This window comes from Microbulbifer maximicatervae (SeqCode) (genome assembly GCF_056231245.1).
In genome coordinates this window covers 915,359-934,267 of record NZ_CP174334.1, presented here as the reverse complement: position 1 = coordinate 934,267, position 18,909 = coordinate 915,359, and the positions used below count along the sequence as shown (strand labels likewise).

Sequence of the window (18,909 nt, the reverse complement as noted above, 5' to 3'; positions counted from 1 at the left end):
AGACAACAAAAGAAATGGCAAGGTAGCTCAGCCGGTTAGAGCGCAGCACTCATAATGCTGAGGTCGGGAGTTCGAGTCTCCCCCTTGCTACCATTTCAAATCACAGAGACTATTCTTTGTGAATCTTGAAACTGGGGCGTAGCCAAGCGGTAAGGCAGCGGGTTTTGATCCCGTCATGCGAAGGTTCGAATCCTTCCGCCCCAGCCATATTCCTAAATTATCTAGCAGGCCCAAATCTGGGCAGCAACCAAAAACGCAACCGTTTTTTTATCTGATTCTGCGAATAGCTCGCCAGAACTCGTCCTCGAACGCTATCCAAAAATCAACTACTCCGGCAGCACCACACCATTAGCTTCCATAACGGTCACTCCGGCGCTATCGGGCTCCAGGTCAGCAGTTCCTGAAGTTGCGGTAGGCGTTCGCACTTGTTCCCTGCGCAAACCCAGGGCTCGCAGCCACTCGAACCCCGCCAGGCAGCACAGCAATGCCAGCAGCACTAGCGGACCGCCATATCCCTTCATAGCCTCACTCTCGGACATACAAGTCCACACAAGCTGCACAACGCACAGGAAGGCCACAATCAACAGGGTCGGCTTGCGTCCCAGCAAGCTAACGACAAAAACGCCCAGAGGCGCCCCCAGGGCTACTACCGGTGCTGCCGCCAGCCAATTCCCAAACACCCCAGGCTGCCAATCTCCCGCCAGCGACTTCACTATTACTCCGAGTACCGAACAAAATGCCATGATCACCACTGATGTAGGGATCGCCACCTTGAGGTCCACCCTGCTCAATAGCACAAGAGCCGCATACACCAGCATGTCCACACCCACACCGGTAACTGCCACCACGCAAAAGCCGGCAAAAGCGCCCAATAGCAAGCCGACACGAAAATCTGTTGGGCACTGAGGGTCCCCCGCGTGCTCACAATCAGTAATTTCGCTGAGGCGATACAAATGAAAAATGCCAAAACTGCCCCAGAGGACGGCAAAGGAAAGCTTCACCCAGAGTTCGGGTATCAGAGGGGCAAACAATAGGATACCGGCGGGAGTCGCCAGAAGAGAGCCCAGCAGCGCCCCCCGCAACATCGACCAGGCCAACTGCTGGCGCCGGCAGAGAATAAACAAGCTGGCACTGACCATACCTATCGACTGAACCGCAAAACTAAAGTCGCGACCCAGACTTGCCGGCATATCAAAAAACAGCACCAACACGGGAAACCCAACTGTCCCGCCGCCCATCGGCGTAGAACCTGCGGCATAGCTACCCAGCGCCATCGCCATCGCCATAGACCAATGCTCGAGCGCCAGGGCCAGGTTCTCGCCCTGTAAAATCAGGAATAACCAAACACCGTAAAACAGAACCAACCAAGCGAACCAATAGCGAAGAGAGAATCGCGCCACGTTTTTCATCTTATTATTTGTGAGCTAAAGCGTCAGAGGGAGACAATAGTGGTACGAGTGTGAGATGGGATCAAGACAAGATTTGGCGAGTTCGCCTATTCCGGTCAGGAGGGTCGCCCGACAGCCACAGCTGCCGGGCAAAGCGCGATTAGTTCAAGCGCTTCTTGCGAATCAGGTTTTGAACCTGCATAGAGGACATCATAGAGGCGTAGATTGCCGGCAGGGCGCCACGTTTACGCAGCTCCAGGAAGTCTTCATCAGACAGCTTGTTAAGCTTCTCTTCATCGATAACAAAGAAACCTGTCAGATCGTAAGGCTTGTCATCTTCGCTAACACGCAAAGTCAGCTTCTTCTGGGTCAGCAAGTCCTTGGAGACCAGGAACTCGATAAAAGACTCAGTCACTGCAACACGCTGTGCAGTTTCAACCACTGCCTGAGCACGATTCTTCAGGAAGTCAGTTTGCTCGCCTTCCCCATCGAACAGCGCTTCACCTTCAGAGTCGCTCAGCATCTTGGAGTCTTCGTCGATGCACAGAACAGCCTGATCAGCGTTGTCTGGATTCTTCACCAAAACAAACGGGTAAGTGCGCACTTGTACAGGAATGTAGCTGCCATTCCAGCCATCAGCGCCAGAGAACAGGTTTTCACCGGGGCGCAGACCGGTAAGCGCCACAACTTTAAACTGGTCAGTATTCTGGTCTTTAACGAACAGGATCGGGTAGCTCTGGGCTGCCTGTACGATTTCCTGAACCACCAGCGGCAGGACATGATTACTGCTTACATGGTCAAAAGTAATGTCTTGGGTGAGTTTCAGGTTGGCATGCGCCTTTTTGTCCAAAGCTTTGATCTGTGCCATAAGTACAACTCCTAGCTACTTTTATAGTTACTAAATTTTCAGAGATACCCTAACGTACCACTCTTCTACGCATCTACGATGACAAGTGCTTCCCGACAGTCGCCGGAAACCAAAGCCAGCATTAAACAGGGAAGAAGCCCAACTGGCAAACAAAGTCCGCCAACATTAACCTAAAGACAAATTTATTTGGTTAAGTTCACACTATTCAAGACTATCAAACCAATTAAATTCACTGCTCCCCCCTTCAAACGACTCGGCAACCTTCAAAATCAACGAATCGAGTATTAGTTAGCCAACCCTGACAGGTAGCGCATTACCTGTATCACCCCTCCCCCACCTCTACAGCTATCGTAACAAGTGGTGCTTTTTTATACGATTGAAGAAGTGGTTGGAGTGAGTTCGATGCAAAAACCGAGGGGCGCCTCATTATGATGAGCCTACTATTTCTCTTCTATCTCCTTGCAATGGCTCTAGCCGTGAAGAATTACCACACCCTAGCAACCGCAACATTCATTTTTGCCTTGATATCAAGCATCGCCTGGCTGGGCTATCACACCGGTGACAATCTCAACTTAGCCTTATAGAGGAGGGTGAATGGGGCAAACATTTCGCGAGCTTAATGCACTGGGCATACTCGCCGTATGTGCCGTACTCGTCGCCGCAGAGTACTTTCAATTAGTGAATGGAGAAATGCCCTGCCCTCTCTGTTTACTTCAACGAATTGGGCTCACAGGAGTCTTATTTGGCCTGATGCTAAATGTACTCTATGGCAACCGCCCTCTACACTACAGCTTGGCAACATTCTCAGCGCTATTTGGTGCCGCTACCGCACTGCGCCAAGTCAGCCTACATGTTATTCCCGGAACACCAGGTTATGGCGATCCATTAATGGGATATCACTATTACACCTGGGCACTAATTATCTTCTATATGACAATTATTGGCATCGCGATTATCGGTGCATTTGATAAGCAATATGGAAAACCCATATTTATCAGTTTCCGCGATCAGGGAGCTCTCGGAAAAATGGCCATAGTAACTGCATTTTCAATTACCGCACTTAATATATTTATAACTTTCGCAGAGTGTGGACCTACTGTCTGCCCGGATAATCCAGACAACTATTGGCTCTTTGGCGCTATCGACGGAATTTAAAAGCAAGCTGAGAAAAGAAAAGGGGTATGGCTATACAAAAGACAGCTTGCCAAGCATATATCCATAGATCAACAGAATAGATGGAGGCCAGGACCGGATTCGAACCGGTGAAAAACGGTTTTGCAGACCGTCGCATTTCCTCTCTGCCACCTGGCCATAAAAAAACCCGGCGCTTCCGCTCCGGGTTCTTTGACTCTACGGAAGCAAAAAACGCTTCCGAATAAATTTACAGAAGCACGCAGGTTGCCTGGCAGCAACATATAGAAAGAAGTTCTTGCGCGTATTTCATAGTAAATTGTCTTGTTCAAGTTGCCGCCAAGGATAATGGAACAAAAACTCCATTTCAACTCTTTCTAGGTAGCCCCAGAATACTGCCCAACCCTAATCTCATTACCGGGCAACGGCTGCTCTGGAACCAGCTGTGCCAACCCAAGAGAAATTAAGGCCATTAAAGACCCGGCAAAGAATACCATTGGCGGAGAGACAAGCCACAGCAAGCCAAATACTACAGGGATAACCACAGCGGCAATATGATTGATTGTAAAGCTGACTCCAGCCGAAGCCGCGATATCCCGCTCGTCGACTATCTTCTGGAAGTAGGTTTTAATCGCAATTGCCATAGAAAAGAATAAATGGTCAACAATATATAATGCCGCTGCCAGCGCAGCACTTTCTACCAGCGCATAACCCGCAAATACCAGTATCAGGCCAATATATTCCAAAGTGAGGATACGGCGCTCGCCAAACCGAACGATAAACAGTCCGATCTTCGGTGCGATATACAAATTAAGTAAATGGTTTACCGTATAGAGAGCAGCAACCTCCCCCACGCTGTATCCAAATTTCTCCACCATCAAAAAACCAGCGAATACTATAAAGATTTGCCTGCGAGCCCCACTCATCATCGTGAGCGCATAATAGAGCCAATAGCGTTTTCGCAGAATAAGCTTCTTATGCTGACTGTGGGGCTGAGCAAACTGAGGGAAAAGGACCCAGGCACCTAAAGCAATGACAATGGTCGCGCCACCACCAATTAGATAAACCCAGGAATAATCCAAACCTGCGAAGTTCATTAAACCCCACACCAAACTATAAGCCAGAAGCGCAGCAAAGGAACCAGCGGCAGCCATGCGTCCCATCCAAACTGCTGCTGTTTGTTTAGGAAACCACTGGAGTGCCAGGGAAGTCTGCAAGGTCTCATAAAAATGAAATCCCGTAGACATTAAAAGTGTAGTGAGTAACAACCCGGTCAATGATGGATACAGTCCCGTTAGCATCACTCCAAGGCCAGTTGCTACCAGTGAGATTATCGCCAGCCGCTGCTCCCTGACAAAAAGCAAAACAAAGACCACTAGGAAGGCTAAAAAGCCAGGTATCTCGCGCACACTTTGCAACAAACCAATATCTGCACCGGTAAATGCTGCCTTTTCAATAACAAAGTTATTAAGTAGCGTATTCCAAACAGCAAATGAGAGCGGCATCGAAGCTGCCAGAATAAGCAAAAGAATTTCAGGCCGGCGAAGACGTTGTAGCATAAATGACCTCCTATAGCTAAGGTCCGCAATATACGCCCTCAATATCCAACTGTAAAATTATAAAAATAGTACTGAGGAATGAGTTTTCATTGAGAATATTGCAGTTCATAAAATCAAATACTAATTAAGCCATTAAATAGAGGTAACACCGACCAACAACTTGCTCAAATGCCCGAAAAAACGGTGAATAAGATGTACCAATTGGAAAAGTAGCAAGCCATCTAATTATGTATAAATTCCCGCTAATCATGTATTTTTAATGAGATGAGTAAACTTAGTTCACTACATATAATGACTAGAATCAGACAACTCCAACCTAAATTCACCTATGCTTTAACTGCTATATGTCTAGGCGCCTTACACCACAGCATGACTGATTACCAACATAGATAACTCTTGGAGAGAAAAATGCGCATTCATTCCTGGCGAATTCATCATCTCACCTTAGTCATGCTACTTACCACACTCCCTTTTCTACTGACGAACGCCGCTGCTCAAGAAGATAACTTACCTGACAAACTTAAATTAAACGAATGGAAGGTGCCCTGGGAGGGACTCCCCAGAGACCCGCATGTAGACAGTAAAGGTAATGTCTGGTTCTGTGGACAAGCGGGTAACTACATCGGAAAGTTTACACCGACCTCTGAAGAGTTTAAGCAGTATGAAATACCTGAAGGCACTCACCCTCATAACCTGATTGTGGATTCAAACGATATTGTTTGGTATGCAGGTAATCGCAATGCGCATATTGGGCAATTAGACACCAAGAATGGGCAAATTAAACAGTACCCAATGCCTGAAGGTATCAAAGACCCACATACGTTAATCTTCAATCGAGAGGGAAATATCTGGTTCACGGCCCAGCAAAGTAACCGCATAGGCCTGCTAAATATACAAAGTGGCAAAGTTCTAAGTGCCACCCCAACAACCGCTAATGCTCGCCCCTATGGTATTAAGATTGATGCTCAGGGAAACCCCTGGGTCGCTCTATTCGGTACCAACAAGTTAGCGCGAGTAGACGCAAAAACCATGGCCATAAGTGAGGTTAACCTGCCGCGCCCAAATGCTCGCCCTCGCAGACTGGAAATCGACCCTACCGGCAATATTTGGTACGTAGATTATCCAGAAGGCTATTTGGGGCGCTATACCCCGACGACCAAGGAGTTTAAAGAGTGGAAGCTACCCAGTAAGAATCCACGCCCCTACGGAACAGCACTGGACAACAATAACCAACTTTGGCTCGCTGATACTGGAGAGGTTCCAAATATCATTTTTGCCTTTAACACAGAAAAAGAGAAATTTACAAGCAAGACCCCAGTTCCAAGTGGTGGAAATATAAGATATATGTATTTTAACAATATGGATGGAAGCTTTTGGTTTGGTGTTGATTCTGGATTTATCGACCAGGGTATACCAAAATAGAAGCATATATAGCTCTATTGACATCAATCGATGTATGGCGTCACTGCAATAGTTCTATATATCCTGATACAGGACAAACTGTTCAAATACAGACTTCCATTTAGAATTCTAATTTTTTCAGCTCTATTAACAGCCATTCACGGCGCCCTTATGAGGCAACCATTGATGGATTACCTTATTGGCAACCCACTACAAGTTACACTAGCTTAAAATGGCATGAAGTGGCTCGCGTGGATACTCATGGCGACCGTTATAATTATAGGTGTTGAAGTATTCGCCTCAAATAAATCAAACTCTAACGAATCTAAAAAACAAAAAACGTGCAGCAATCATTATATAAAACTCATAAACAGAATTTACAATTATGGAACCGAAACAAACCGGGATAGCATACGATACCATCACACATCTATGGGAACGTAAAGAGTTCAACAGGAACAACGGTATTAGCCAGTATAAGCGGGCACTTGGCTTTGTAAAAAATAGAGGCTCCGCACTAGATGTAGGGTGTGGTTGTACAGGAAGGCATATCGAGCTTCTGCTAACTGAAGGATTTTCTCCCGAGGGAATTGATGTTTCTGATAAAATGATAGAGATCGCCAGGGATAAGCACCCTACTGTCAACTTCTATCTAGAGGATATATGTAAGTGGAAAGCCACAAGAAAATATGACTTTATAAGTGCGTGGGATAGCATCTGGCATATACCAATTGAAAAACAAGAGGAAACAATAAGGAATCTAGCGTCTTACTTAAACAAGGAAGGCGTTCTAATATTCTCCTTTGGTGGAACAGATAAAGAGGACTATCATACGAATAATGCGATGGGACCGGAATTATACTACTCTACGTTAGGCACAAATAAATTTATACAACTTCTTATTTCATCTGGTTGTATTTGTAGATATCTGGAGTACGATCAACCACCAGAATTACACGCCTACTTGATTGCTCAGAAGATATAATTGTTTTATATCGCCCCCTCAATCATGGGTAGCCTATATGTTAACCGGAGCAATGCTTGTTTGGTTTATTCTTACGAGTCTCAGCCTAGTTTTTATTATTTGGGACTCAATCACTAATGCGCCAACCAGCTGGGTTCAGCGCCTGGCTTGGGTATTAGTAATTCTTTATACCGGTGTTATCGGCTTAATCTTCTACCTACTCACCTGTCGCCGTCCTTTTCCTGGCGGCCACGATCAATTCACTCGGGCGACATGGAAGCAAAGTGTAAATAGCGAAATGCATTGTCTTGCAGGTGATGCAACAGGGATCCTTATCGCAGCATCTATTGTACCCACACTGGGCCTCGCCAATGGATGGGACTCCATAATTGAGTACTTGGCTGGCTTTGTTTGTGGTTTGTTTATTTTTCAGGCATTGATGATGCGAAATATGTATCAGGGAAACTACTTAAAAGCAGTGGGTAAAACTTTCTTTGCTGAAACTGTATCGATGAATATGGTTATGGCTGGAATGATACCCGCTATGGTGATACTGACTTCCATATGGCCACACTCTGAAGACCCAACAAATGCTACCTTTTGGTTTCGTATGAGCTTGGCAACCATTGTTGGGGGTATCATTGCTTACCCTATTAACTATTGGCTGGTAAAAAATCACTTAAAACATGGATGTATGACTCTTCCGGGAAAAGATGGAGCCGCGCCCAATTTTGGTCATTGCTCACATGAATGCGCCTCAAATTCAGCACCGCACATCCATGCTACCTCACAAGCAGAAACGCCTAAAATGGAAATGCATTCTTTATCTTTAATGGAATCGAGTATATGGATAATGGGCACTTTTATAGCTCTTTTTCTTGCAATTTATGTCACAGATAAAATCACACCAATATACTTTTGATCTCAGAACTTTATGCACTCAAAATAATCGCTTAAGCATAAGATTCAAAAATTTCTTTCTCCGCCTATAGTAAGATTTCACTCTGAGGCTGGTTGCCAATTGATTACCGGGTTTACTCCTTCAGTATTACATAACCAAACAATCGCTTTTATGCCAACCTTAAGCTTCCCCTTAGTATCAATGAGTTTCTCCCAATCGCTGGAATGAAAAGAACGGCCATGGATGCGGAACTGCCCGAGAACCTCCTTCCAATTTGGCATAGTCAGGTTTAGAAACTCATTTGTTCCATGGTCAGTAGCAACCCAAAGCTTAATTCCATCTTTCACCCGCACAAGTTTTGTAATCTCCCCCTGCCATGAAGTTAATTGGTTTCGATCACAAGTCACGTACTCTGGAACAGCTAGCCTTTGAGCCAAAAGATTCGGGCTAGCAAAAACAAATAAGCTCAGCACTAAAAATAAATAATGTTCTTTATTCATAATTAAAGAAGGGGGGCAAGCCCCCCTTAACCATTAAAGACCACGATAAGTCGCGCTTTGTTCATCCGCGCGAGTGGCTTGACCTTCAGTGAACTCGTACATACAGCTATCGTCAGTATAATCCATAAAGTTAGTTACCGGATCTTCCCCTTCAGCATTTCTTCCCCTGGTACAGGTATCCCGACCAACAGGGCAGCCATAAGCAGCCGATCTCTCCGCAGGAGTATCTGAGACGTAGTCCCCCCGGCCAAAACATCCACCTTGGAACGTATGATAAAGACCCAACCAGTGGCCAACCTCGTGAGTTAAGGTGTCCCCCTCATTGTAGGGCGCAGCATCACCTCCAGGCACAGAACCAGTTAAAATTACTACACCATCATCAAGTGGATCAGAGGAGTAACTACTTGGGAATGTAGCCCACCCAAGTAGGCCGTCACTAATTTCAGCTACATAGATATTCAAATCCCCGGCATCGCCAACTCGTAAGGAAGATTTCATTGACTGCTCAGCCGATGAATTGTAACCAACGTTATACCAAGAATTATTTGCTGTAACAGTGGTTGAAACTAAATTAAAAGTAAATGGAGTATTTGCGTAAGCATCATTCAACACATCCATTTGCGCATTAATCTCACTATTAGAAAGCGCTCCATTATTAGCTGAGTCAGTAATTACATGAAAGTAAACATCAACTTCTACAGAACCTGCGGGCCGCAATGTGTGTGCCACACTTCTATCACTTGATATACCACGCAGAGTAGAAAAATGCTGCTCTTTTAATGCAGCTTCCTGAATTGATGGGTGGTCTGTACCGCAGCGCTTTAGCCCAACGCTATTGTTGGCAGCCTCAACCGAAGAAACACTCTGAGCAAAACCTATAGTTGATGAAGCAAGCATGCACAATGATAGAGCAGTTTTTATCGAGATATTAGAAACAGTCTTTCTCATAACCTAAGCCTTAATTTTATTATTTATTTACACTCCCATAAGAGCCCGCCAACTTTCCACGCTTCCATAAACTTTTGTCAATAGCACCAATTCTTAAATTGATGATAATGACATCAAACTCTTTAATAAGGCGTAACGTTCAACAAGAAAAATGTAAATATAAAAAAATAAAAACCCAAAAAAACAAAATGCAGATACATTTTTCTCTGAAATTAGTTACATATGAAATTTATTCACGGAAAACATAAAGTGCGACTCACTTAAAAATACGAACAAAAAATTGAGGAATCTGAAATTACTGACAGGTAAAATTCCAATAAAAAATACCGAATTTTGTTTCAACAAAGCGGACAGCTACATTTTTATGATACATCATCACAAAAACAGCTCGCGCTAACTGAGGTTAACAATAAAAAGATATTCCAACCACTAGAGCACCTAATTCAAAAGGCCAATCACAAATAACAAAGGCCACTTACCTTCTGTGGCCATGGAGGTAAGCGGCCTTTATAAATTCTACAGTTTTTAAACTAAAGTGAACACTCTACTCTAAATTAACCCCACTGTTTTTGAGAGCTAAGATCATTTCCACTGCTCGGCGAGCGACAGGCGGTAAAGTGAAGCTTGTTATAACCTAGCTTATTTTCAGTAATGACTTTTAGAACATCATCTAAATGAATATGGGCCCCCTCTTCAACCAAAATCAAATCATGATCATGATCATGAAGACCACTCTGCCAAGCCTTCTTAATATTATCCACATGACCAGGGCTTTTTTCATTATATGAGAGATTATAATTATAAACACTCGCACCACCACCAGCTATAGAGTGGACTTTTCCTGACCCCATATTTAGGAACTCTAAAGTTCCAAATTTTTCTTTACTATTTTCCTCATTGGCAGGCTTACCTGTTTTTGTCAAACTCTTGACTGCATGATCAGAAGACGCCGAACCATGAAATGAGTAGAAGTATAGAGCCAAATTCTCTGGCAATTCAGCCTTACCAAAAGAGCCGTTATCAAATGAACCATGTGCGTAAAGGATCGCCTCATTACCACTGGCTTGTTCTTTTTTATGAATTATTACTTTTCCAAACTGAACAGTTTTCATCACATTCCTTATCGATCAAAGGTTGGAGAATCTTTTTTTTGACCACACCATCAAGATGCGGTCACAAATTTAAGATTATTCTTTTCAAACAAAACCCAACTGTTTTTAATGGTTACAGATAAATAAAACTAGATCAACGAAAATAAAATCTATGTAAGCGACTGAAATCCAATCTTTATTACCACCCTCTCATTCGAGCAAAACCGTAATCAAGACAAGCAAAAAAACTATGGACTGCGAAACAAGCGTCATACAAAACCCAAAAAAAACCACAAAATCTCAATTGAGGAATTTTTCATACACATTTCAAGCCAGGAGCAAATGGATTTAAAACCTGATGAACAATCTCACAAAAAATGATTATGTAACCTTCGAGAAACTGAGGCTCAATTTCGCGTGAAAAAAAGTTCTATTACAGATAAAAGACAACATTATTGGCTATTGCAACCATCATACAGTCAAGCACACCTAGCAAACTCTTTATTTAAATTTTTTTGGTTAAAATTTGAGATGAAAGGTATACCATCTCTCATCATTGCTCTAGGAAGAGAGACCAATAAGCTACAAAAGCCTAGATTGCTAACATAAGTAACACCATATGAAATACAGAGTTATTTTTTACAAATATACTAGAGAGAAATCTCTCACAGACGACTAAGACTTAAACAGCTTGACAACCCACCCTCTCAGTTGGATTACTATTTTAAGCTGAAAAGAATGAATTGATGAGCTGTGGACGAATGTCTACTCTGAAAAGAGTGGCATATGGCATGGATAAAAATTCCTCACCAAATTAACCTCCAAATATGAGAGATATAAATCGTATGCTGGTAGAAATTGGAGACTTTCTGGGGCTAAGAAGCGGTGGTGAGCCTGGTATCAAAACTGTTTGGCAGGGACACTTTAAACTGCTTTATTATTTGGAGGCAGCGGAGACTTTAAATCGAATTAAAGGGTGTGTATAAAATGTAGTAGTTCAGACTTGTTATCACAGTTATCAGCTTTAAAAAGGTGCCCCATCAGGTCAAATTCAGGTTACAATTTTTTCCTTCCTGATACTTTTCTACCTTTAAGTGTTGCCATCTGTGTGCTGCGTGCATTTCTTTGTATCAGAGATGCTGTATCCGGAAAAGATTACGAGCATCGGCACGAATGGATTGAAAGCCATATGCATAAGTTGGTCGAGGTGTTTGCGCTAGATATTGCTGCCTATGTGGTAATAAGTAATCATCACCATATAGCCCTATACATCGACACAGAATCTGCTGATAAGTGGTCGCAGAGATAATTACTCGCTGACAAAAGCTCTTCAAAGCCTCTAACTTGGCCCAGCGCTATCTTCGAGGCGATACCCTCGATCACGCTGAAGTAAACAGACTAAAAGAATTCTTCTCCCAATAGCGGGAACGCTTCACGGATATCAACTGGTTTATGCGCTGTTTAAACAAATCTATCGCCTGTCAGGCCAACGCTGAAGATAATTGTACAGGCGACTTTTGGTAGTAAGTCTCAGGCATTGCTGGATTAAAGAGCCCTCACCGCCTGTATGGCCTATGTAGACCTCAATCCGGTCCGTGCCAACATCGCCAAGACACCTGAAGAATCTAATTACACTTCGATTCAACAGCGTATTCGTGTCGCAGTCTTAGGCAAGCAGCCCAAAAAGCTACCTCCATTTATCGGCGATGAGCGTTTGAATACACCAAAAGGACTACCGTTTCACCTGGACCACTATTTGGAGCTAGTAGACCCGAGTGGCCGAGATTTAGACACCAGAAAACGAGGTTATATTGCTGAAAAAACGCCTCCCGTCCTGGAGCGGCTTGACATTTCACCCAAGCACTGGCTCTATCTCAACCGGAATTTTGAAAGTTACTTTAAAGGATTGGTAGGGTTTGTAGAGGCGGTACAACAAACTTGTGCGCAATTCAATAAACGCTGGGTACACGGCTCCTCTCAGCTACGCCCTGCTAACCTGCTCCTGCCTCAAGTACTCGATAGCGCGATTATCGCCCTTGTACCCAAAAGCAGCGCCCCCCAAAATCTAACTAGCCATTCCCAGCATTTAATCTCCTTTACCTGTAAACCATTGAGAAAGTGCCGCCAGAAAGGAGGTTAGCTCTATTGCTGGCGCCTCCCTCTAGTCTTTGGCTGTCCTAGATCTTGGCACACGGTAGTGTCCAGAATAATTCATTCCTGCCATTCATCTTTTTCGCCCAGGCACGACTGACGGGATAATCCTTCTGCCTTTATACAACTCTTTATTTTGCTGAAATTCCTGCGCTAATTTAGCAGTTTCTTCCTGGCTAACTGAGACTCTAGTAATTTCTCCTTCCGTTAGTTTCACACAAATATCAACTTCAAATGGCCCTCCAGAAAAAAAAGTTAGGTACCAATCAGCGTCATCCTGAACCAATAAGTATGAATAAGGCTCTTTAAAAACTATTTTCATCTTTTTTCTTCGCGCTATCAGTTGCATCAGAGATACTCATTTCTTTATAAGATCCTATTGGTATCGCATCTGTTACGGCCTCATCATGCCCAGTCGGCAATTTTCCTCCTGGCAACCAAAGTTCATTGGCTCCACCCTCTCGACCTGTAGGTATTCTAAGATTATGGTTTGCAGGATTACTTATCTCAATAACTACCATTTCTTGACCTTGCCAAGCACCTGCAGGAATCCCCAACTCTTTTTCTACTAACGCCATATCTCCATTAGTTCTAATTAATAGATCATCTACTTGCGCTTTGGTCATAACAAACTGGCCATCTGCACGCCCAACTGGATCTCTCCCAAATTCATCTAACGCCCACTTAGGCGCAAAGTAAGCTGCACCGCCTGCAAACTTGCCTTCATGGGCATCAATATAGGACTGCGGCAAGTAAGTTGATGGATCTGGTCGTACGCCATTATCCATTGCTTGAACAGCTTTCATCTTTTGGTAAGAAGCAGCCGCTTCCGAGCTATTCGCAAAATGCCCTTTGGTATTTTTCTGAAATTCATTCCAAGAATTTACAGGCGGACAATCTTTACTCGTTAATCCATAAGGATCAACCCAAGTTACAGGGTTGGGTACATATTGGTAATTATTAACCCCACCCAACAACCCAATCGGGTCCTGCTGAGTAAACTCCCCTACTTGCGGATCATAGTACCTAAACCGGTTGTAATGCAGCCCAGTCTCTTCATCAAAATACTGTCCCTGAAAACGAATCGACTGCTCTATCTGATTCTCATGAGCTAACGCAATACTGCCATAACTCTTATAGGCAACACTCCATACGACTTCACCTTCCTGATTGGTAAGGGCATCTGGGGTTCCCAGATGATCCAGATGGTAGTGGTATACCTGCTCATCTTCTTTCAGTGCAACCGGTTTGAAAGTCCCCGGTTCAAAATAGTAAATCCGAGTATTCAGATCTTGTTGGGTGTGGATATCAGCTTTGTTTTCGCGAAGCAGAACATCCCCATCCCAGAGGAAGCTGGTTTGTTCACTGTTAGTTACCTTACCAATACGACGGCCCAGCGGGTCGTACTGGTAGTGAATCTCTTGTTGAAGCTGTTCGCTCCCCTCTTCCACCTTGAGCTTTTCAACCCGCACCAACTGCTGGCGACTGTTGTACTGATAGCGGGTTTGAAGCTTCTGCCCTTTACCGCGCAGCTCGGCGATACGGTTGCCGTGGATATCGTAGCGATAGTGAGTATCGCCACGGAAGGCTAAACGGTTACCTTTGACCTGGGTGGCGCTGGCCTGTTGCTTGGCTTCATCCTTTGAATTAGCGGCGGCCAGAATATTGTGTGCGGGATCGTGCACAAAATGCTCTGGGTTAGGGCCATCAACCTGGGTGAGGCGATCCAGGGCGTCGTAGTGGTAGCTGCGGGTGCCACGTAGACTGTCCTCGACTTTGGCAATCTGGCCAGCTTTATTGTACTGATAGCTTCGCTCTAGGATTGAGTGAGAGTTTTGAGTTGGGTCGGAGACTGGGCCACTAGCTTTGTTTAGACATAGCCTTTGCAGCCGCCCTTGAGGGTCATAATCTCGCTGGCTCTCCAGCCCATTGCCGTGCTGGCGCTGACTCTCCCTGCCCTGCTCATCGTGATTAATACTAGTAATCAGCTGATCGGTGTTACTGCCTACCGGGCGACGGTGCAGGCTCTGGAATTGGCCGGCGGGATTGAAGGCGAAGTTGAGCACTTCACCATCAGGCAAGGTGGTGGCAATGCGGTTGCCTGCGGCATCGTAGTTATGGGTGAGTTTATCTTTGCCCTGCCAATCCGCAGTTACACGGCCATTAGCATCGTATTCCCAGCGCAGTTTACGGTGGGTGTTTTCCGCTTCAATTAACTGCCCACTGCGGTTGTAGCGGAAGTTAGTAATGCCGTCTGGAGTGACTTCTTCTAACAGGCGGCCGAAGGGGTCGCGCTCAAAGATGGTATCCACACCTTTGCCGGTATCAGCATCAGTGACTGCCCTGGAACTGATCAGATGCCCGGCACGGTTATAGGCGTAGCGAGTCACGCGTCCATCGAAGCCCACTTCTTCAATCAGGCGTTCGTTCAGGTCGTATTTGAGCTGGTACCGCTCACCATTCTCGTTGGTGAGGCCCACAAGGTTGCGCTCGCCGTCGTAGTGGTACTCCAGGCGGCTGCCGTCCGGGTTAGTGCGCATCTTAACCTGGCTGAGGCCGTCGTAAGCGTAGCAGGTGCTGCGGCCTTCGGAGTCCATAACTTCCGCAAGCAGCCCCTGGGGGTTGTAACTGTACTGAGTCCTGGCTCCATCCGGGGTAATAACTGCATGGATTCGATCCTGGGCGTCGTATTCATAGCGAGTAATTTGGCCTGGGGCATGCTGCACTTCTTCCAGACGGCGGGCACCATCGTAGCGGTAGTGCTGAGTGCGGCCCATGGGGTCTTTGACCGCTGCCAACTTGCCTTCGGGGTTCCATAGATAGCGGGTGGCGTTGCCCAAGGGATCGGTAACACTGCCGATCAATCCTACCGGGTTATAGCTATATCGGGTGCTACTGCCAAGAGGGTCTTTGGTCGTGACGATCTGGCCTTTCTTGTTGTATTCACGTTGCCAGGTGTTACCACTGGGGTCAGTAACTTTGGCTGGCAGGCCTTCACTATTGTATTCGATGCGGTGGCTATTGCCGGCGGCATCGGTCTTTTGTATCAGGCGACCCTGGTCATCATATTTATAGAACTCCTCACGCCGACTGCCATCATCGCTGGGCAATTGTACTTTGGTAACTTGGCCCAGCTCGTTGTAGCTGTAGAGGGTCTCTGCACCTTCAGGGTCGCGGTGGTAAATCGGTAGGGCGCGATCATTAAAGCGGTAGCGTTCCTGTCCGCCACGGGTATCCGTAACGGTAACGCCGTGGCCATCCTCATCCCAGGCAAATTTGTAGTTGTAGGTAGCCTGCCCGTCGATAGCATCACCCCATTGGCGTACACAGCGGGCAGAAGGGCCCTCTCTATCCCATTCAAAGTAGAAGCGGTAACCGGTTTTTAAAGTACGCTTCGAAATAATATGCTGATGATATTCATATTGCTCACTGTAGCCATCCGCATCGGTGGCTTTTATCAGATCGCCTTCATCACTGTATTCGTACTTAGCCAGTATTTTAATGCGACCATCGCGAGTTTCTTTTTTCAGTTCGCCAATGCGCAGACTATTCGACTGCCCTTCGGGCGGGCTGATATGCAGAGCTTCACCAAGGCTGCTCTCGATACAAATCAGACGCTCATCGATATAGTGGAAGAGGTAATAGTTACCATAACCATCGCGAATCTCGGACAACTTTAAGGCACCATTATTACCCATAGCCTTAAAGTGTTTCTGAATACCATTTAAAGCACCGTAAGGAGTTACAACCCAGTGCTCATCATTGATGCGAGTCAGCGATAACTTTTCCACCACATTGTGGCTTCGACCACTATTACCTGGTGCCGGCAAACTAATTACCCGGCCTTCTGCATCGTAAAACTGTACCGCTTTGCCTGGACGCCAGACCAAGTGTTCATTTAATGTATGAGTCCAGCCATGGCCCAAGCCAAAGTCTTTACTGTTACTACTGCGATACGTGCGGGTTAAGGTCAACGGCAATGGGCCATCCAGTACCGCATCTACCAAGGAGAGGTTCTCTTCCCCGGTTTTTAAGTTGACTGGCTCACCGCCGAAACAGGTATTCGCTTCACATTGTGCCTCATCACCTTCCGGGGTCTGCCCTGTTGCTTCAGTAGTATTATCGGGTTCGTCAGTATTGTTCGCTTGGTTATTCTCTGCTCCATTTGAATCACTATTGGAGTTACTGTTGCTTTGGCTGGAGTTTGAAGCTGAACTATTGCCCGAGTTGCTTGTGCTAGAGCTGCTTGAAGATGTACCACTAGAACTGGTGGGTGCCGCCGCTTCTGAGGAACTCAAATCGGAGAAGTTAGCGCCTTCCCCTCCTTTAGCGTTGCCACCCTTTTTCTTGGAAACTAGCTGTTGCTGCTTCTTCAGTTTGGCCAAGTCCAACATCAGCTCGCCGACATTTTTAAAGGACTTCAGCAGGCGCGCATTTTTGGCCATAGCTACAGCGGCGCCGACGCCTCCAGTAATCGCCGCTAGGACGATAGTGAGGATAATTTCAAAGGCACCACCGCCGGCTATTTCAGTAATTTCCAGACTGTGTTGTGCTTTTACATAATCCTCGGCAAAACGGAAGATAACCCCGCGCAGGGCCGGATCATCGTAAATAATTTGAGCAACGTCGAATGCCAAATCCAATTGCTGCCGAGTAACCTTTGAAGGGTCAAAACCGAGTACATCCACCACTTCTTTTTGCAGATCCGAAACGTACTCCTGGCCAGATTCTGCGAAGCTCTTGTCATTCCAGAAGTAATTTGCTGTGGCAACACCCAACCTATGCGACTGACGGAGAGGATTCAGCATTTGCGCCACTTCAAGCACATCTTTTGTCCATACCGCCAAGCCCCAGGCGGCATTGCCAAAACCGGTCGCGCCACTTTCAATATAGGCACCTACTTTTTCCAGCGTTGAGCGCTTCTCATGCTGCTGCTGGATTTGGGCCGCCTCTGCTCTCTCCTGGGCAATAATTTGCTGTAGGCCGATACGAATCTTGGCAATCAACTCAGCCTGTTTCTCAGCAATTACGGTAGCTGCCGTTGGCGCTTCTTCAATAATCAGTCGATTCTGGATTAAAGCGCGATAAATCTCTCGTTCAGAAAAGGACAAGTGGCCGGGCGGCTCAGATAGGGGCCCCAGGAAGATTGTGCCCGAAGTACCCGCTTGAATACTGGTACTGAGCAAATTGCAGGAGCTACCTCCCAGGCTGAAAAAGTGTTGGTAAATTTTCTCAATAACCGCATCGTCGAACATCGAAAGCAAGTGGCCGACATCGACCTGCATAGGAATTCCCAGCGGGTACGTCCACCCTACTCTCACTTCGTACTGGATGCCTTGCTTATTTTCAACACGTAGCTGCATGATAATCCTTTAAACACTTACGCCTATCTGGACCTAGTGGGGACCTAATTCAGTTAACTCTCACCCGCGAACATTAGGGAACCCCCAAAGAACTCCGGTAAGCTTTCGATTCCGTCTATTTTTCGGACAAAATGCCCTTAAGCTGAAACCAGCGTGACTTCAACTGATAATTTCACCGGGCTTTGTCGGCGTCGATTAAAATCGAAATTGAAAGACCAGCCAATACCACGCCATTACACAACGAAGCCGCTGAGAAGAACATTCTCTATCCAAAAAAGGGAGCTTAGGGGCTACCGTGCTAGAAGAATACTAACGATTAGATTCTTATCTTCCTTGTCAATCTAAAGAGGTTAAGAATCCAGGTGGCGCCGAATAAAATATAGGGCTGAGATCTACTTCGCGAGGTTACCGCAAATTAGGTAAATACGGTAGATAGCAAGTGTTAAGCTGAGTCGCGAAGCTTTCGGGAACAGTGATCAAAACTTCAGTAATGAAGAATTAGACTAAAACTATCATCGATTAATTTTTAATAATCAAATAAATATAGTACCTGCGTATTAGAAAAATATCCCGCAATACAATTTCTATGAACAATTATTGTCCAGTTGATTACAGTAATTGGATAATTTCTCAACAGCGATTAT

General features: G+C 45.5%; 15 protein-coding genes and 3 tRNA genes. 9 read left to right on the top strand and 9 right to left on the bottom strand.

The window, feature by feature from the left end:
* The first annotated feature begins 16 nt into the window (after positions 1-16).
* Together ACJJIS_RS04020 and ACJJIS_RS04015 are read left to right on the top strand one after the other, a co-directional pair.
* Positions 17-93 (top strand) — tRNA-Met (locus tag ACJJIS_RS04020).
* 39 nt (positions 94-132) lie between these two features.
* Positions 133-207: transfer RNA gene (locus tag ACJJIS_RS04015), tRNA-Gln, on the top strand.
* Positions 208-326: 119 nt separating this feature from the next.
* Here the strand turns inward: ACJJIS_RS04015 and ACJJIS_RS04010 are convergent.
* Positions 327-1,409, bottom strand: a complete 1,083-nt coding sequence (locus ACJJIS_RS04010) for a sulfite exporter TauE/SafE family protein (protein ID WP_475709534.1) — start codon at positions 1,407-1,409, stop codon at positions 327-329.
* Between the two features lie 139 nt (positions 1,410-1,548).
* Entirely contained in the window at positions 1,549-2,256 is a 708-nt protein-coding gene (locus ACJJIS_RS04005; protein ID WP_475709533.1) for a SapC family protein, read from the bottom strand.
* A gap of 428 nt (positions 2,257-2,684) precedes the next feature.
* Between ACJJIS_RS04005 and ACJJIS_RS04000 the strand changes: the two genes are divergently transcribed.
* Positions 2,685-2,840, top strand: a complete 156-nt coding sequence (locus ACJJIS_RS04000) for a DUF5993 family protein (RefSeq protein ID WP_475709532.1) — start codon at positions 2,685-2,687, stop codon at positions 2,838-2,840.
* A 10-nt stretch (positions 2,841-2,850) separates the two neighbouring features.
* The gene (locus tag ACJJIS_RS03995) at positions 2,851-3,411 is read left to right on the top strand and encodes a disulfide bond formation protein B (RefSeq protein WP_444933996.1); all 561 of its coding nucleotides are present in this window, start codon (positions 2,851-2,853) and stop codon (positions 3,409-3,411) included.
* A gap of 81 nt (positions 3,412-3,492) precedes the next feature.
* Here the strand turns inward: ACJJIS_RS03995 and ACJJIS_RS03990 are convergent.
* A tRNA-Cys gene (locus tag ACJJIS_RS03990) sits at positions 3,493-3,567 on the bottom strand.
* Between the two features lie 197 nt (positions 3,568-3,764).
* Positions 3,765-4,946 (bottom strand): MFS transporter, encoded by a 1,182-nt coding sequence (locus ACJJIS_RS03985; RefSeq protein WP_475709531.1) that lies wholly within the window; start codon positions 4,944-4,946, stop codon positions 3,765-3,767.
* Positions 4,947-5,354: 408 nt separating this feature from the next.
* Between ACJJIS_RS03985 and ACJJIS_RS03980 the strand changes: the two genes are divergently transcribed.
* The 3 genes from ACJJIS_RS03980 to ACJJIS_RS03970 all read left to right on the top strand — a co-directional run bounded on the left by ACJJIS_RS03980 (position 5,355) and on the right by ACJJIS_RS03970 (position 8,233).
* Positions 5,355-6,368, top strand: coding sequence for a Vgb family protein (locus ACJJIS_RS03980; protein WP_444958489.1), 1,014 nt, complete (start codon positions 5,355-5,357; stop codon positions 6,366-6,368).
* A gap of 364 nt (positions 6,369-6,732) precedes the next feature.
* Entirely contained in the window at positions 6,733-7,332 is a 600-nt protein-coding gene (locus ACJJIS_RS03975) for a class I SAM-dependent DNA methyltransferase (RefSeq protein WP_475709530.1), read from the top strand.
* A gap of 37 nt (positions 7,333-7,369) precedes the next feature.
* The gene (locus tag ACJJIS_RS03970; protein ID WP_444958491.1) at positions 7,370-8,233 is read left to right on the top strand and encodes a DUF4396 domain-containing protein; all 864 of its coding nucleotides are present in this window, start codon (positions 7,370-7,372) and stop codon (positions 8,231-8,233) included.
* A 77-nt stretch (positions 8,234-8,310) separates the two neighbouring features.
* Here ACJJIS_RS03970 and ACJJIS_RS03965 read toward each other — a convergent pair whose 3' ends face one another.
* The 3 genes from ACJJIS_RS03965 to ACJJIS_RS03955 all read right to left on the bottom strand — a co-directional run bounded on the left by ACJJIS_RS03965 (position 8,311) and on the right by ACJJIS_RS03955 (position 10,772).
* Positions 8,311-8,712, bottom strand: coding sequence for a hypothetical protein (locus ACJJIS_RS03965; RefSeq protein WP_475709529.1), 402 nt, complete (start codon positions 8,710-8,712; stop codon positions 8,311-8,313).
* A 33-nt stretch (positions 8,713-8,745) separates the two neighbouring features.
* The gene (locus ACJJIS_RS03960; protein WP_444958493.1) at positions 8,746-9,660 is read right to left on the bottom strand and encodes a zinc metalloprotease; all 915 of its coding nucleotides are present in this window, start codon (positions 9,658-9,660) and stop codon (positions 8,746-8,748) included.
* A gap of 554 nt (positions 9,661-10,214) precedes the next feature.
* Positions 10,215-10,772 carry a putative adhesin gene (locus ACJJIS_RS03955; protein WP_475709528.1) on the bottom strand — a complete coding sequence of 186 codons (558 nt, stop codon included), beginning with the start codon at positions 10,770-10,772 and terminating at the stop codon, positions 10,215-10,217.
* A 1,087-nt stretch (positions 10,773-11,859) separates the two neighbouring features.
* Between ACJJIS_RS03955 and ACJJIS_RS03950 the strand changes: the two genes are divergently transcribed.
* Together ACJJIS_RS03950 and ACJJIS_RS03945 are read left to right on the top strand one after the other, a co-directional pair.
* Positions 11,860-12,060 carry a hypothetical protein gene (locus ACJJIS_RS03950; RefSeq protein ID WP_475709527.1) on the top strand — a complete coding sequence of 67 codons (201 nt, stop codon included), beginning with the start codon at positions 11,860-11,862 and terminating at the stop codon, positions 12,058-12,060.
* 258 nt (positions 12,061-12,318) lie between these two features.
* Positions 12,319-12,891, top strand: coding sequence for a hypothetical protein (locus tag ACJJIS_RS03945; protein ID WP_475709526.1), 573 nt, complete (start codon positions 12,319-12,321; stop codon positions 12,889-12,891).
* 84 nt (positions 12,892-12,975) lie between these two features.
* Here the strand turns inward: ACJJIS_RS03945 and ACJJIS_RS03940 are convergent, their stop codons facing one another.
* Together ACJJIS_RS03940 and ACJJIS_RS03935 are read right to left on the bottom strand one after the other, a co-directional pair.
* Positions 12,976-13,224: a hypothetical protein gene (locus ACJJIS_RS03940; RefSeq protein ID WP_445362355.1), complete on the bottom strand. Its 249-nt coding sequence runs from the start codon at positions 13,222-13,224 to the stop codon at positions 12,976-12,978.
* On the bottom strand, positions 13,208-18,265 hold the full coding sequence (locus ACJJIS_RS03935; RefSeq protein ID WP_475709525.1) for an RHS repeat-associated core domain-containing protein: 5,058 nt from the start codon (positions 18,263-18,265) through the stop codon (positions 13,208-13,210). Before ACJJIS_RS03935 ends, ACJJIS_RS03940 begins: the two co-directional genes overlap by 17 nt.
* Positions 18,266-18,909 lie beyond the last annotated feature (644 nt).

What these genes read in the sequence shown, in the direction of transcription:
- ACJJIS_RS04010 (WP_475709534.1), bottom strand. Translation starts at nt 1,409, where the DNA reads ATGAAAAACGTGGCGCGATTCTCTCTTCGCTATTGGTTCGCTTGGTTG.
- ACJJIS_RS04005 (WP_475709533.1), bottom strand. Translation starts at nt 2,256, where the DNA reads ATGGCACAGATCAAAGCTTTGGACAAAAAGGCGCATGCCAACCTGAAA.
- ACJJIS_RS04000 (WP_475709532.1), top strand. Translation starts at nt 2,685, where the DNA reads ATGATGAGCCTACTATTTCTCTTCTATCTCCTTGCAATGGCTCTAGCC.
- ACJJIS_RS03995 (WP_444933996.1), top strand. Translation starts at nt 2,851, where the DNA reads ATGGGGCAAACATTTCGCGAGCTTAATGCACTGGGCATACTCGCCGTA.
- ACJJIS_RS03985 (WP_475709531.1), bottom strand. Translation starts at nt 4,946, where the DNA reads ATGCTACAACGTCTTCGCCGGCCTGAAATTCTTTTGCTTATTCTGGCA.
- ACJJIS_RS03980 (WP_444958489.1), top strand. Translation starts at nt 5,355, where the DNA reads ATGCGCATTCATTCCTGGCGAATTCATCATCTCACCTTAGTCATGCTA.
- ACJJIS_RS03975 (WP_475709530.1), top strand. Translation starts at nt 6,733, where the DNA reads ATGGAACCGAAACAAACCGGGATAGCATACGATACCATCACACATCTA.
- ACJJIS_RS03970 (WP_444958491.1), top strand. Translation starts at nt 7,370, where the DNA reads ATGTTAACCGGAGCAATGCTTGTTTGGTTTATTCTTACGAGTCTCAGC.
- ACJJIS_RS03965 (WP_475709529.1), bottom strand. Translation starts at nt 8,712, where the DNA reads ATGAATAAAGAACATTATTTATTTTTAGTGCTGAGCTTATTTGTTTTT.
- ACJJIS_RS03960 (WP_444958493.1), bottom strand. Translation starts at nt 9,660, where the DNA reads ATGAGAAAGACTGTTTCTAATATCTCGATAAAAACTGCTCTATCATTG.
- ACJJIS_RS03955 (WP_475709528.1), bottom strand. Translation starts at nt 10,772, where the DNA reads ATGAAAACTGTTCAGTTTGGAAAAGTAATAATTCATAAAAAAGAACAA.
- ACJJIS_RS03945 (WP_475709526.1), top strand. Translation starts at nt 12,319, where the DNA reads ATGGCCTATGTAGACCTCAATCCGGTCCGTGCCAACATCGCCAAGACA.
- ACJJIS_RS03940 (WP_445362355.1), bottom strand. Translation starts at nt 13,224, where the DNA reads ATGAAAATAGTTTTTAAAGAGCCTTATTCATACTTATTGGTTCAGGAT.
- ACJJIS_RS03935 (WP_475709525.1), bottom strand. Translation starts at nt 18,265, where the DNA reads ATGCAGCTACGTGTTGAAAATAAGCAAGGCATCCAGTACGAAGTGAGA.